This is a genomic window from Streptomyces sp. NPDC005803, assembly GCF_040630435.1.
Taxonomy (GTDB): Bacteria; Actinomycetota; Actinomycetes; order Streptomycetales; family Streptomycetaceae; genus Streptomyces.
Genome location: NZ_JBEXXO010000005.1, coordinates 284,535 through 298,591, shown reverse-complemented (window position 1 = coordinate 298,591; position 14,057 = coordinate 284,535). Strand labels below are relative to the sequence as shown.

Sequence of the window (14,057 nt, the reverse complement as noted above, 5' to 3'; positions counted from 1 at the left end):
TGTATCCCGCCGGCGACCGGCACCCTAACCCCTGTTACAGGCCCGTCGACATTCCAGGACAACGCCGTCCTGAAGTACGGACGTTCGACAGCCGAAAAAGGTGGACCCGCCAGGGATTATGAGCCGCCCCGAGGGGGCGCGCCGCCCGTCCCGCGCGCCGCGTGCGCACGCCTCCCCCGGCAGTCCCGGCCCGTCCGGCGGGGGAGGAGATGCCGGGTGCCGGGCACCCCGCAGAACCTCACGCCGGACGGGCCGGAACGCTGTCAGACCGAGGAGGCGTCGCACTCCTGGGCCCGCAGACCACGCGCCAGATCGTCCCGCGCCTCCAGCACCAGCCGCCGCAGCGCCGGCGCCGCCTCCGCGTGCGCCCGGAGCCACGCGTCCGTCGCCTCCAGGGTGGCGGGATCGTCCTGAAGGGCCGGGAACAGGCCCTTCACCACGGCCATCCCGATCTGGATCGACCGCTCGGCCCACACCCGTTCGAGGGCTTCGAAGTACGTGCTCGCGTACGGCGCGAGCAACTCCCGCTGCGAGGACTGCGAGAAGCCGAGGATGGTGGCCTCCACCAGCGCGTTGGACAGCGCGTCCGACTCCACGACGCCGGCCCACGCCTGCGCCTTGACCGCCGCGGACGGGCGCGAGGCCAGACACCGCACGTGGTGCCGCTTGCCGGACGCCGTGTCGTCGCGGGCCAGTTCGGCGTCGATGGCCGCCTCGTCGGCCGCCCCGTGCGAGACCAGCGGCGACAGGAACGTCCAGCGCAGCTCCTGGTCGACGTCGAGCCCGTCGATCCGCGCCGTGCCGTCGAGCAGCCCGGACAGCAGCTGGAAGTCCGTGTCCGACGCGGCGACCGCCGCGAAGAAACGCGCCCAGGCCAGCTGGTGCTCACTGCCCGGCGCCGCGAGCCGCAGCTCGCGCAGCGCCCCCTCGGCCAGTGCCCGGCCGCCCTCCTCGCGCCACCCGGGCGCGGCGTAGTGCACCAGCGCGGTCCGGGTCCAGGCGTGCAGCATCTGGAGCACACCGATGTCCGTCTCCCGGCCGGAGAACGCCAGCACCAGCGCGACGAAGTCGCGGGCCGGCATCAGCCCGTCCCGGGTGAGGTTCCACAGCGCGGACCAGCACAAGGCCCGCGCGAGCGGGTCCGTGATGTCCCCGAGGTGGGCCCGCAGCGTGTCCAGCGACACCTCGTCGAAGCGGACCTTGCAGTACGTCAGGTCGTCGTCGTTGACCAGGATCAGCTCGGGCCGCTCGGCCCCGGCCAGCTCCGTGATCACGGTGCGCGGGCCCGCCACGTCCGCCTCGGCCCGGGCATAACGCACCAGGTCACCCTCGGGCGTGCGCCGGTACAGGCCGACCGCGACCCGGTGGGGCCGCAGCTCCGGATGCGACGCGGCCGCCTCCTGGAGGACCGCGAGTTCGGTGATCCGGTCCGCCGCGTCGTAGGTCGCCACCGGGGTCAGCGAGTTCACGCCGGCGGTCTGCAGCCAGGAACGCGACCACGCGGTCATGTCCCGCCCGGACGTCTCGGCCAGCACCGACAGCAGGTCGCCCAGCCGGGTGTTGCCGTACGCGTGCTTCTTGAAGTAGCGCCGCGCGCCCTCCAGGAACGCGTCCCGGCCCACGTACGCCACCAGCTGCTTCAGCACCGAGGCGCCCTTGGCGTACGTGATGCCGTCGAAGTTCAGCTTGGCGTCCTCCAGGTCACGGATGTCGGCCGTGATCGGGTGGGTGGACGGCAGCTGGTCGGCGCGGTAGGCCCAGGACTTGCGGTTGTTGGCGAAGGTGATCCAGCCGTCCTCGAACCGGGTGGCCCCGACCATGGCGAAGACGCCCATGAAGTCGGCGAAGGACTCCTTGAGCCACAGGTCGTCCCACCACCGCATGGTGACGAGGTCGCCGAACCACATGTGCGCCATCTCGTGCAGGATGACGTTGGCCCGGCCCTCGTACGCCGCCCGCGTCACCTTCCCGCGGAAGATGTACTCCTCGCGGAACGTGACACAGCCCGGGTTCTCCATGGCGCCGAGGTTGTACTCGGGCACGAAGGCCTGGTCGTACTTGCCGAACGGGTACGGGTAGTCGAAGTTGTCGTGGAAGAAGTCCAGGCCCTGCTTGGTGATCAGGAAGATGTCGTCCGCGTCGAAGTGCTTGGCCAGCCCCTTGCGGCACAGCGCGCCGAGCGGGATGTCCAGCGTCGTGCCGTCGTCGAACGTACGGCGGTAGGAGTCGGTCACGTAGTGGTACGGACCGGCGACGACCGCCGTGATGTACGTCGAGATCGGCTTCGTCCCGGCGAACCGCCACACCCCGCCCTCGCGGGACTCCTCGGCCCCGTTGCTCCAGACCGTCCACTCCTCGGGAGCCGTCACCTGGAAGCGGAAGGGGGCCTTGAGGTCGGGCTGCTCGAAGTTGGCGAAGACGCGCCGCGCGTCGGCCGGCTCGTACTGGGTGTAGAGGTAGACCTCGCCGTCCTCCGGGTCGACGAACCGGTGCAGGCCCTCACCGGTCCGGCTGTAGGCGCACTGCGCGTCCACGACCAGGACGTGCTCGCCCTCCGCGAGGTCCGTCAGCGCCACCCGCGTCCCGTCGAAGACGGACGCCGGGTCCAGGGCCGCGCCGTCCAGCGTCACCGCGTTCACGGACGGGGCGATCAGATCGGCGAAGGTCGTCGCACCGGCGCGTGCCGAGCGGAACCGGATCGTCGTCACCGAGCGGAAGGTCCGCGGACCGGAACCCTGCCCGGCCTCCCCCTCGGACCCACCGATCGCGGACCGGACGTCGAGCGCGACGTCGTAACCGTCGACGGTCAGCAGCTCGGCCCGCTCTCGGGCCTCGTCGCGGGACAGGTTCTCACCGGGCACGAGCGCACTCCTTTGTGTCACGTTCGAATCATTCGATCCTCCCATGCCGCCTTCCCGCCCGGCATGCGGGAATGGCGGGAGTGCCCGCCGGTGTTCTCGGTCACAGCATGCGAGAGGCCCTCATGAGGAGAGAGATGTCTGACAACAGCACGGTGACCGGCAAGACCCCCGCCGATTTCTGGTTCGACCCGCTCTGCCCCTGGGCCTGGATGACCTCCCGCTGGATGCTGGAGGTGGAGAAGGTCCGCGACGTCGAGGTCCGCTGGCACGTGATGAGCCTGGCCGTGCTCAACGAGAACCGGCTGGACGAGCTGCCCGACGAGTACCGCGACATGCTGGAGAACAAGGCCTGGGGCCCGGTCCGTGTGGTGATCGCCGCCCAGCAGAAGCACGGCGACGACATCGTCGGCCCGCTGTACACCGCGCTGGGCACCCGTTTCCACAACCAGGGCGAGGGTCCGACCCGCGAGGCGATCGTGGGCGCGCTGAAGGACGTGGGCCTGCCCGCCGAACTCGCGGAGTACGCCGACTCCGACGCGTACGACACCGAGCTGCGCGCCTCCCACCAGGAGGGCATCGACAAGGTCGGCCAGGACGTCGGCACGCCGGTCATCGCGGTGCCCGGCGCGGACGGCGAGCAGATCGCCTTCTTCGGCCCGGTCGTCACCCCCGCCCCGAAGGGCGAGGAGGCGGCCAAGCTGTGGGACGGCACGCTGCTGGTCGCGTCGATCCCCGGCTTCTACGAGATCAAGCGGACGCGGACGCAGGGCCCGATCTTCGACTGACTTGAAGGGTGGCGGGGCCGGACACCGCCCGGCCCCGCACCCGCCCCAGCCGTGGCCCGCGTCCGGCCACGCCGGCCGAGGGGGACGCCCCGGTGCCGTGCCCTGCGGACACCCGGCCCCGTCTGATGCTGTTGTGACGCCACCGTGACGCGATATGTGATCTGGAGCACAGCCGGGGGAGGCGGCCCCTGGTCTTCTGGGCGCATGCGTACCGCCACCTCTCTCGCCCTGTGCGCCGCCCTCGCCGGCCCCCCGCTGCTGGCCGGATGCGGGACGGGGGCGGCCGGCGGGCCGGAGGCCTCCGCCGCGTGCGCGTCCGCCTCTCCCGTCGCCGATCCCGCGGGGCGGACCTGGGACAACGTGACCCTCCTGTCCCGCACCTGCGGCGCCTCGGGGCCCCCGGTCACCGAGTTCGAGGTCACCAACACCGAGAAGGAAGCGCTCACCTTCACCCTCACGTTCACTCTGATGAACGGGTTCGGTGAGGCCATGGACACCACCACGCGCACCGTCGAGTCGGTGCGGCCCGGTCAGACCGTGCGGCACGCCCTCGACACGGAGGACGGACCGGCCGCGGCCCGGGGGAGTCGTGCGCGGATCATCAAGGTGCGGACCGTCCCGGCGGACGAGGCGGCTGCCGCGTCCGGCGCCTGCCCGCCCTCCGGCATCCGGGTCACGGCCGACCGGGGCGACGCGGCCATGGGGCTGCGGGTGGTGGGACTCCACCTGCTCAACTGCGGACCGGCCGCCTACGCGGTCGACGGCTACCCCGGGCTCCAGCTCCTGGACGAGGACCGCGAGCCGGTGAGCGGGGTACGGATCCTGCACGGCACCGACACGATCTCCAGCGGCATCGGCGGCGACGCCACGCCCCGGCCCGTCACCCTGCGGCCGGGCGAGTCCGCGTACGCCAACCTGGCGTGGCGCAACACCACCGGCGCGGGTGAGGCGGTGAACGCCCCGTACGTCCGGGTCACCGCGAAAGCCGGGGCCGCGCCCGTGACGGTCACCCCGGAACTCGACCTCGGGACCACGGGCCGGCTCGGCGTCGGCCCGTGGACGAAGGACGACACGACGGCCCGGTGAATGCGGGGGGACGCCGGCCGGCCGTCCCGGCGCCCGACCCGCGGCTCAGGGCGGAGCGCTCTCCCGGTCCGGCGTGCTCGCGGTGGTCGCGAGGCTCCCGGCTCAGGCGTAGAAGTCGCGCGGCCAGCGGTGTCCGGCCAGCACGGCGAGCTGACCGGCGGTGAGCGGGCGTCCGTCGCTCAACGCGGTGTTGCGCTCGACGTTGCGCACACTGCGCATCCCGGGGATGACGGTGGAGACCGCCGGCGAGCTCAGGACGAAGCGCAGCGCGTACTCCGCCATCTCGTCCTGCCCGATGCCCAGGTCCGCGACGATCGCCGCCACCCGCCGCTCGACCTGGGCCGGGCGGTCGTCCCGGAAGTAGCGGTTGCGCCAGTCGCCTTCGGGAAACGTCGTGTCGGCGGTGATCCGGCCGGTCAGCCCGCCCTCGTCCAGCGCGACCCGGACGATCACTCCCACACCGTGCTCCTGACAGGCCGGCAGCAGCGCGTCGGCCGGTGTCTGGTCGAACACGTTGTAGATGACCTGCACCGTGTCCACCGCGCCGCTGCGCACCAGCGCGAGCGCGCTCTCGGGGCGGTGGTCGTTGACGGAGACGCCGAACGACCGGATCTTGCCCTCGCTCTTGAGGTCGGCGACCGTCTCCAGCCAGTCCCCGCGCCCCACCCACTCGTCGCTCCAGACGTGGAACTGGAACACGTCGAAGTGGTCCAGCCCGGACGCGCGCAGACTGGTCTCCAGGCTGGAACGGATGTACGCGCCGGGGAACGCCTCCGACGGGTCCGTGCCGTCCGCCGGGGGCCACACCCCGTTCCTGGGCGGCACCTTGGTCGCGACGAGCACCTCGTCACCGGCCCGTTCGCGCACCACCTGGCCCACGATGCGTTCGCTCTCGCCGTACCCCCGGGCCGTGTCGATGAAGTTCACGCCGAGGTCGACGGCCCGGTGGAGTGCCCGCACGGATGCGTCCTCCGTCGCGCCCACCCAGCTGGACTCACCGATACCCCACGCGCCGTAGCCGATCTCCGACACCGAAAGCCCGCTGCGTCCCAGGTCGCGATAGCGCACAGTCATCCTCCACGTCGTGAATCCGGTACCCGCCGGAGCCGCTGCCCCCGGCCGGACATCGGACCGACGATAGGCGGGCCGGGCCTCGCCGGGCAGGTGGATTTCGGCGTGCGGGCCCCCGGCGGCACGGCGAAGGGGCCCCCGCGAGTCACGTCCTCGCGGGGGCCCCTCCCTCATCCGCCTGCCCGGTGAAGGTGGAGAAGACGATCACGAGGCAGGACGTCTCCGGTGCGCCGGGTCAGGGCGCGAGCAGCAGGACGTCCGCGCGCTCCCTGGCGGCCGCGTACCGCTTCGCCACGTCCTGCCAGTTGACGACGCGCCACATCGCCTCGATGAAGTCGACCTTCTGGTTCTTGTACTGGAGGTAGAAGGCGTGCTCCCAGGCGTCGAAGACGAGGACCGGGACCGAGCCCTGGCCCACGTTGCCCTGGTGGTCGTAGACCTGCTCGACGATCAGCTTGCCGCTGACCGGCTCGTACGCGAGGACGCCCCAGCCGGAACCCTGCGTGGTGGCCGCGGCCTTCGTCAGCTGGGACTTGAAGCCGGCGAAGGAGCCGAACGAGTCGGTGATCGCGTCCGCGAGGTCGCCGACACCGTCCGCGGCAAGGGGCTCGCCCCCGCCGTCACCGGTCATGTTGTGCCAGTAGATCGAGTGCAGGATGTGGCCGGACAGGTGGAACGCGAGGTTCTTCTGGAGCCCGTTGACCGCCCCCCAGGCCTCCTTGTCGCGTGCCTCCTCCAGCTGCTCCAGGGTGTCGTTCGCACCCTTCACGTACGCGGCGTGGTGCTTGTCGTGGTGGAGCTCGATGATCTGCGGACTGATGACCGGTTCGAGCGCCGCGTAGTCGTACGGGAGTTCCGGAAGCGTGTACGTGGCCATGGTTCGAACCCTCCAGCTGCTGCGCTGTTGTTATTGCAACCTATGTGCAAGAGCAGGCTAACAGCAGGAACGGCTGAGGGAGGGTCAGCCCTTCGGCGTAGGACCACGGAGTCGCGCCCGTTCCGGCACACGAAAACGCCGGGCGGGCCGGAGTGATCCGGCCCGCCCGGCGTTTCCCGCGGAGGGGGTTACTCGCTTGTCGCCGCCGTCGCGGAACGCCGTTGCCGAACGACACCGATCACGATCAGGACCACCGTCAGCGCGCCCGTGGCCAGCAGCTGGTCACGCGTGCCGGGCTGGCGGAGCATCAGGACGAAGATGCCCGCCATGGCGAGGAGCGCCACCACCGTCAGGCCCGGGAAGAGCCACATCCGCACCACCAGCTTCTCGGGCGCCTCGCGCTCCAGCCGGGCGCGCAGGATCAGCTGGGAGACCGCGATGAAGATCCAGACGACCAGGATCACCGCACCGATCATGTTGAGCAGCCAGGGGAACACGTCGTCCGGGCGCCAGTAGCTCAGCAGCACGCACAGGAAGCCGAACACCGACGAGACCAGGACCGCCGTGCGCGGCACGCCCGAGGTGACCTTGCCGAGCCGCTTCGGGCCCTGACCGCGGGCCACCAGCGAGCAGGCCATCCGCGAGGCGCCGTAGATGTTCGCGTTCATCGCCGAGAGCAGGGCCACCAGGATGACCACGTTCATGATCTCCGCCGCGCCGCTGATGCCGAGGTGGTCCAGGGCCGCGTAGAACGGGCCCACCTCCACCACCTTCGCGTCGTCCCACGGAACCAGCGTGACGATGACCGCCATCGAGCCCACGTAGAACAGCGCGATCCGCCACATCGCCGTCCGCACGGCCTTCGCGACACCCCGCACCGGGTTCTCGGACTCCGCCGCGGCGATGGTGACGGTCTCCAGACCGCCGTACGCGAAGACGGAGGCGAGCAGCCCGATGAGCAGCCCCTCGGAGCCGTTCGGCAGGAAGCCGCCCTCGCCGCTGAGGTTGGCCGTGCCGGGGGCGTCCGTGCCGGGGAGGACGCCGAGGATCGCCAGCACGCCCAGCACGAGGAACAGCGTGATCGCGGCGACCTTGAGCGCGGCGAACCAGAACTCGAACTCGCCGAACTTCGTCACCGAGGCCAGGTTCGTCCCCAGGAACACCACCATGAACAGCGCCACCCAGGCCCACTCCGGGGTCCCGGGCAGCCAGCCGCCGACGATCTGCGCGGCGCCGATGCCCTCCAGGCCGACGGCGACGCAGAGCAGCACCCAGAACGCCCAGCCCGCCGTGAAGCCCGCCCACGGCCCGATCGCCCGCTCGGCGTGGACGGAGAACGAACCGGAGGCCGGGTTGGCCGCCGACATCTCGCCGAGCATGCGCATCACGAGCATGACCAGCAGCCCGGAGACCGCGTAGGCGATCACGATCGACGGTCCCGCGGCGGCGATCCCCGCGCCGGAGCCGACGAAGAGTCCGGCGCCGATGACACCGCCGAGGGCGATCATCGACAGGTGGCGCTGTTTCAGTCCGTGGGTGAGGGCCGAGTCGCTCCCGGCGTCGGAGGCGGCGGCCGGGGAGCCTGTGGGGGGAGGCGCGGAGGTCCGGGACATGGACGAGCTCTGTTCGGTCGGTGAGACGGGGGACGGGTACCCAGTCTGAACACGCGCTCCGTTCACGGGGAACAGCTGTCCGCTATACGGGCACCGGTCTCACACACCGTGTACACCCGGCCCCGAGGGGCAGGTCGTCGCCATGAGCCCGCGCTTTAGAGGGAATTCACAGTCCGGCCCCTGGAAGCCTTGCCGGCGGACACGGTCGGCATCCGCCCTCACCTCCGTGACGAGCATCACGTCTCCGCATGATTGCGTGCCGCCTTTTGTGTGAACCCCACCAATCCCTCAACCGCCGCTTTGTGGGCCGCTGATGGTGATCGCGCCGGGCTCCGTCGGCTAACGTCAGCCTCAGTCTGTCCCCACCTGCCCTCACCCCGCGGAGTCCCGATGAGCACTGCTGCCGCCGCCCCCGTCCGCACCGGAGCGGTCCTCGCCGACCTGCTGCCCGCCGTCCGGCACCGCTACGCCGTGGACACCGCCCTGGTACTCGGCGGCGCCGCGCTGACCGGCATAGCGGCCCAGATCGCCGTCCCGGTCCCCGGCTCCCCGGTCCCGGTCACCGGCCAGACCTTCGCCGCGCTCCTGGTCGGCACCGCGCTCGGCGCGCGCCGCGGCTTCCTCTCCCTCGCCGTGTACGCGCTCATCGGCATGGCGGGCATGCCCTGGTTCTCCGCCGGCAGCTCGGGCGCGGGCGGCGCCTCCTTCGGCTACGTGCTCGGCATGCTGCTCGCCGCCACCGTCGTCGGCGGCCTCGCCCGGCGCGGCGGCGACCGCTCCGTGCTGCGCACCGCCGGCACGATGGTGCTCGGCTCCGCGATCATCTACGCGGTCGGCGTGCCCTACCTGGCGCTGTCCACCGGCATGTCGGCGAGCGCCGCGATCGCGGCCGGTCTCACGCCGTTCCTGCTCGGCGACGCGCTGAAGGCGGCGCTGGCCATGGGCGCGCTGCCCGCGTCCTGGAAGCTCATCGGCCGCCGCGGCTGACGCCACCGCTTCCGTAAGCACCTCCGAAGAGGCTCGCCGGGTCGTTCCGCGACACAGACCGGCGGGCCTCTCGCGCGTCCCCGCGCCGTGGAAGCCCTCGGTGCGGTCCCCGCCACCGAAGGAACGGTTCGGCGACCGGCCCCCGGACAGCCGGGTCGGTGACCGACGGGGCGGCGGTCATGGCGGAGGCTCTCCAGTCGCCCGCGCGATGCGCAGAGGACGGAGAGCCTCCAGGATCTGCCTCACATCGGCGGTCATGGCGGAGGCTCTCCAGCCGTCCGCGCGATGCGCTGACGACGGAGAGCCTCCGGGGTCTGCCTGACATCGGCCGTCAGGCAGGGATGATCACGTCCGGCTGGGCGCGGCCGGTTCACCGCTGCGGCGCCTGCGCGCCTCACGGACCAGTGAGACACCCACCACGACGGCCGCGACCAGCAGCGAGAGCAGCACCTGCTCGCGTCCGGCGTCGTCGGTGAGCATGTAGACCAGCACGAACGAGATCATCGCGATGGTCGCCCAGGTCAGGTACGGGAAGAGCCACATCCGTACGACCAGCTTCTCCGGCTGCTCGCGCAGGATGATGCCGCGCATCCGCAGCTGGGTGAAGCAGATGACCAGCCAGACGAAGAGGGCGACCGCGCCGGAGGAGTTCAGCAGGAAGGCGAAGACGGTGTCGGGCCACTGGTAGTTGAAGAAGACCGCGACGAAGCCGAAGACGACCGAGGAGAGGATCGCCGCCTGCGGCACCCCCCGCTTGTTGGTCCGGGCGAAGGCCTTGGGGGCGTCACCGCGGCCGCCCAGCGAGAACGCCATCCGGGAGGCCGTGTAGAGGCCGGAGTTGAGGCAGGAGAGCACCGCCGTCAGCACGATGACGTCCATCACCTGGCCGGCGTGCGGGATGCCGATGACGTCGAGCGCCGCGACGTAGCTGCCCTTGTCGAGGATCGAGGGGTCGTTCCACGGCAGCAGCGTCAGCACGACGAAGATCGAACCCAGGTAGAAGACGGCGATCCGCCAGATCACGCTGTTGGTGGCCTTCTGGACGGCGCGCTGCGGGTTCTCCGACTCGCCGGCGGCCAGGGTCACGATCTCGCTGCCCATGAAGGAGAAGACGACCATCAGCACCCCGGTGAGGATCGCTCCCGGTCCCTTGGGGAAGAACCCGCCGGTGTCGGTGAGGTGGGCCAGGCCGGAGCCGGCGTGGTCCGATCCGGGCAGCACGCCGAACACGGCCAGCAGGCCGATGATCACGAACGCGCCGATCGCGACCACCTTGATCCCGGCGAACCAGAATTCGAACTCGCCGTACGAACCGACGGAGACCAGGTTCGTCGCCGTCAGCACCAGCATCACGATCAGGGCCCAGCCCCACTGCGGGACGCCCGGCACCCAGGTCTCCAGGATCTTGGCACCCGCCGTGGCCTCGACGGCGAGCACCACGACCCAGAAGAACCAGTACAGCCAGCCGATCGAGAAGCCGGCCCAGCGGCCCAGCGCCTGGTCGGCGTAGGCGGAGAAGGAGCCCGAGGCCGGCCTGGCGGCGGCCATCTCGCCGAGCATCCGCATCACGAAGACGACCATCAGGCCGACCAGCGCGTACGACAGCAGGATCGCCGGTCCGGCGGCGGCGATGCCGGCTCCGGAGCCCACGAACAGGCCCGCGCCGATCACACCGCCGATCGCGATCATCGAGAGGTGACGGTTCTTGAGACCGGCCTGGAGCCCGTCCTGGGGCTCCGTCCGGCCCGAACGGTCCGGCCCGTCGGGCTGGTGGCCCGGCCCTGCCAGAGTCGTCTGCGACGTCATGGATCGAATCCTTACGTTTTCGGATCACTCGGTTGCGTGGCCCTCCGCCCCGCGGTGGCGGAACGGCGAGCGATGCATTGAAGCCCGGTGAAGCCCAAAAGCGGAACCCATTCCTCCGCATCTTTGACCGGATCGTTGCCTGAGTGGCATCGCCCACACAGGGCCCGCACATCGGGGGCACACCGCACCCCGTCGTCGGTTACCCGGCGTCGCTCGTGCCACACTCCTCCCATGCGCGTGTACCTCGGATCCGACCATGCCGGTTACGAACTCAAGAACCACCTCGTCGAGTGGCTCAAGGCACAGGGCCACGAAGTCGTCGACTGCGGTCCCCACATCTACGACGCCCAGGACGACTACCCGCCGTTCTGCCTGCGTGCCGCCGAGAAGACGGCCGCGGACCCGGACAGCCTCGGCATCGTGATCGGCGGCTCCGGCAACGGCGAGCAGATGGCCGCGAACAAGGTCAAGGGCGTCCGCGCCGCGCTCGCCTGGAGCGAGCAGACCGCCGCGCTGGGCCGCGAGCACAACAACGCCAACGTGATCTCCATCGGCGGCCGCATGCACACGGCCGAGGAGTCCACCAAGTTCGTCGAGATCTTCCTCTCGACCCCGTACTCCGGCGAGGAGCGGCACACCCGCCGCATCGAGATGCTCACGGCGTACGAGAACACCGGCGAGCTCCCCCCGATCCCGGCCCACCACCCGCAGCAGGGCTGACCGCCCCCACCCCGTGCCGCCGGCGCCCCCGGCGGCACAGCCATGTCGTCGAGGAGAAACCGCAGCCGTGCCCGAGGGACACACGATCCACCGCCTCGCGGACGACCACCGGGACCGCTTCGCCGGACGGCCCGTGCGGGTGAGCAGCCCGCAGGGCAAGTTCTCCGACAGCGCCGCCCTGCTCGACGGCCGGGTGCTGGACGGGGCGGACGCCCACGGCAAGCACCTCTTCCTCGGCTTCCAGGACACCCTCTGGGTCCACATCCACCTCGGCCTGTTCGGCAAGCTCGGCTTCGGTACGGTCCCGGCCCCGCCGCCCACCGACACGGTCCGGCTGCGCCTCCTGAACGACGAGCACCACGCGGATCTGCGCGGACCCACCACCTGCGCACTGATCACCGACGCCGAGAAGCACGCGATACACGACCGGCTGGGCCCCGACCCGCTGCGCCCCGGCGACGACGGGGAGCGGGCCTGGCAGCGGATCTCCCGCAGCCGGATCAGCGTGGCCGCCCTGCTGATGGACCAGAAGGTCGTCGCCGGCGTGGGCAACGTCTACCGGGCCGAGGTGCTGTTCCGGCACGGCATCGACCCGTACCGGGCCGGCCGGGACCTCACCCGCCGCGAGTGGGACGCGATCTGGACGGACCTGGGCGCGCTGATGCGCGAGGGCGTACGGAACAACCGCATCGACACCGTGCGCCCCGAGCACCTGCCCGAGGCGATGGGCCGCCCGCCGCGCGTGGACGACCACGGCGGCGAGGTGTACGTCTACCGGCGCGCCCGCCAGTCCTGCCACATCTGCGGTACGGAGATCCGCACGGCGGATCTGGCCGCCCGGAACCTGTTCTGGTGCCCGGGCTGCCAGTCGGCCTGACGCGCGGCAGCCGGGGCCGTCCGGCCCAAGCCTGCGGCGCCGCACTCATGGGCCGGACCCGCTAGAACCCCCGCGGCAGCCACGGCGCCACGTCGGACAGGAACGCCGACGACGCCTCGGCGACCGCACCCGTCCGCAGCTCCCGTACCCGCCCGGCCAGGGCCATCGCCCCCAGCGCCTCGCCGCCCAGGTAGGCGGAGCCCAGCTCCCGTACGGACAGCGACAGATCCGCGGCGTCCGCCGTGCGCTTGCACGACGCGCCGCCCTTCGCGTCGACGGTCAGCCGCCAACGCCCCTCGTTCCACGGGCAGAACGCGTCCTCGACCTCGAACACCAGGTCCAGCGGCCCCCGGTAGGTCCGCGCCTCGAGCGCGGCGCCCACGTCCACCAGCCGTACGTGGAGCGAGTCCCGCAGCCGGATGTCGCACCGCCGCACGTCCGACACCAGATGCAGCACCGCGTCGTCCGCCGGCCGGTTCCGCGCCTCGACCGTCGACATCAGATCGATCTCGAACAGATACCGCCACAGCGCCGCGTACGCCGCCGGATCGAGTGCCGCCAGATCGGCCACCACGACCCGGCCCTTGGGGCCCGCCTTCTCCCACTCCGGCCTGAGGTGGTAGTTCGTATAGCCGACCAGCTCGCCGTCGCGCTCGGCCAGCACGCACTGCAGTGCCGAGCCGCCCTGGCGCGCACTCACCGGATCGACCAGCGCCTTGCGCTCCCAGCCGGGTCCGTGGGCCGGGGTCCCGGGCCGGCCCGGCACCAGGCGCGCGTACACGCTCTCGCACGCCGCGACCGCCTCGTCCTGCCGCGCGTGCCGCAGGCGGACCTCGTCGGTGCCCGGCGGGACACTCAGCCGCACCCGGTCCGTGTCGATCGTCAGGGACATCTGCCGGGTCGCCGCCCCGTACCCGAACCGGCCGTAGATCGCGGGCTCCGACGCCGTGAGCACGGCGATCGGCTCGCCCAGCGCCCGCACGTCGTCGAGCTGGCGGCGCATCATCGAGGTCAGCAGCCCGCGCCTGCGGTGCGTGGACGCGACGCTCACCATCGTGATCCCGGCCGCCGGCACCAGTGCTCCGCCGGGCACGGCCACCCGGAAGCTGAACGCCCCCGCCGTCGCGACCACGTCGTCGCCGTCCCAGATCCCGAGGGAACGCGCGGGCTCGGTGAGCGCCTGGTCCAGCTCACGTTGCTCCGGAGACTCCTGCACCCCGCCGAACGCGAGCTCCAGACACGTGAACCACTCGTTCCATTCGGACGGCCGCAGGACGCGGAGCTCTGTAGTCATACGCCATGCCTACCAGCGGTACGGCAAACGGGCGAGCCGTTTTAGAACGCATGGTCACAGGGGTCACCCTGCACCGGAGC

The 14,057-nt window shown here is 71.4% G+C and carries 11 protein-coding genes; 5 read left to right on the top strand and 6 right to left on the bottom strand.

The annotated features are described in order from the left end of the window. Positions 1-263: 263 nt before the first annotated feature. The gene (gene pepN / locus ABZ454_RS10225) at positions 264-2,861 is read right to left on the bottom strand and encodes an aminopeptidase N (RefSeq protein WP_359537035.1); all 2,598 of its coding nucleotides are present in this window, start codon (positions 2,859-2,861) and stop codon (positions 264-266) included. A 134-nt stretch (positions 2,862-2,995) separates the two neighbouring features. Between pepN and ABZ454_RS10220 the strand changes: the two genes are divergently transcribed. Both ABZ454_RS10220 and ABZ454_RS10215 read left to right on the top strand, forming a co-directional pair. Beyond that, positions 2,996-3,646 (top strand): DsbA family protein, encoded by a 651-nt coding sequence (locus ABZ454_RS10220; RefSeq protein WP_359537034.1) that lies wholly within the window; start codon positions 2,996-2,998, stop codon positions 3,644-3,646. Positions 3,647-3,850: 204 nt separating this feature from the next. Next, on the top strand, positions 3,851-4,732 hold the full coding sequence (locus ABZ454_RS10215; RefSeq protein ID WP_359537032.1) for a DUF4232 domain-containing protein: 882 nt from the start codon (positions 3,851-3,853) through the stop codon (positions 4,730-4,732). A gap of 102 nt (positions 4,733-4,834) precedes the next feature. Here the strand turns inward: ABZ454_RS10215 and ABZ454_RS10210 are convergent, their stop codons facing one another. From ABZ454_RS10210 to ABZ454_RS10200, 3 genes are all read right to left on the bottom strand, one after another. Then, complete coding sequence (locus tag ABZ454_RS10210; RefSeq protein ID WP_359537140.1) at positions 4,835-5,800, bottom strand: aldo/keto reductase; 966 nt, start codon at positions 5,798-5,800, stop codon at positions 4,835-4,837. Between the two features lie 238 nt (positions 5,801-6,038). Then, positions 6,039-6,680, bottom strand: a complete 642-nt coding sequence (locus ABZ454_RS10205) for a superoxide dismutase (RefSeq protein ID WP_359537030.1) — start codon at positions 6,678-6,680, stop codon at positions 6,039-6,041. Between the two features lie 188 nt (positions 6,681-6,868). After that, positions 6,869-8,293, bottom strand: coding sequence for an amino acid permease (locus tag ABZ454_RS10200; RefSeq protein WP_359537028.1), 1,425 nt, complete (start codon positions 8,291-8,293; stop codon positions 6,869-6,871). 390 nt (positions 8,294-8,683) lie between these two features. On the opposite strand from ABZ454_RS10200, the gene ABZ454_RS10195 reads away from it, so the two are divergent. Next, positions 8,684-9,280, top strand: coding sequence for a biotin transporter BioY (locus ABZ454_RS10195; RefSeq protein WP_356322463.1), 597 nt, complete (start codon positions 8,684-8,686; stop codon positions 9,278-9,280). 345 nt (positions 9,281-9,625) lie between these two features. Here the strand turns inward: ABZ454_RS10195 and ABZ454_RS10190 are convergent, their stop codons facing one another. Beyond that, on the bottom strand, positions 9,626-11,086 hold the full coding sequence (locus tag ABZ454_RS10190) for an amino acid permease (protein ID WP_359537025.1): 1,461 nt from the start codon (positions 11,084-11,086) through the stop codon (positions 9,626-9,628). Between the two features lie 231 nt (positions 11,087-11,317). Between ABZ454_RS10190 and ABZ454_RS10185 the strand changes: the two genes are divergently transcribed. Continuing rightward, a complete protein-coding gene (locus ABZ454_RS10185) occupies positions 11,318-11,806 on the top strand; it encodes a ribose-5-phosphate isomerase (RefSeq protein WP_148018694.1) in 489 nt (162 codons plus the stop codon). A 67-nt stretch (positions 11,807-11,873) separates the two neighbouring features. After that, the gene (locus ABZ454_RS10180; RefSeq protein ID WP_356322465.1) at positions 11,874-12,683 is read left to right on the top strand and encodes a DNA-formamidopyrimidine glycosylase family protein; all 810 of its coding nucleotides are present in this window, start codon (positions 11,874-11,876) and stop codon (positions 12,681-12,683) included. 61 nt (positions 12,684-12,744) lie between these two features. Here ABZ454_RS10180 and ABZ454_RS10175 read toward each other — a convergent pair whose 3' ends face one another. Continuing rightward, positions 12,745-13,977, bottom strand: a complete 1,233-nt coding sequence (locus ABZ454_RS10175) for a GNAT family N-acetyltransferase (protein WP_356322466.1) — start codon at positions 13,975-13,977, stop codon at positions 12,745-12,747. Between the last annotated feature and the right edge of the window lie 80 nt (positions 13,978-14,057).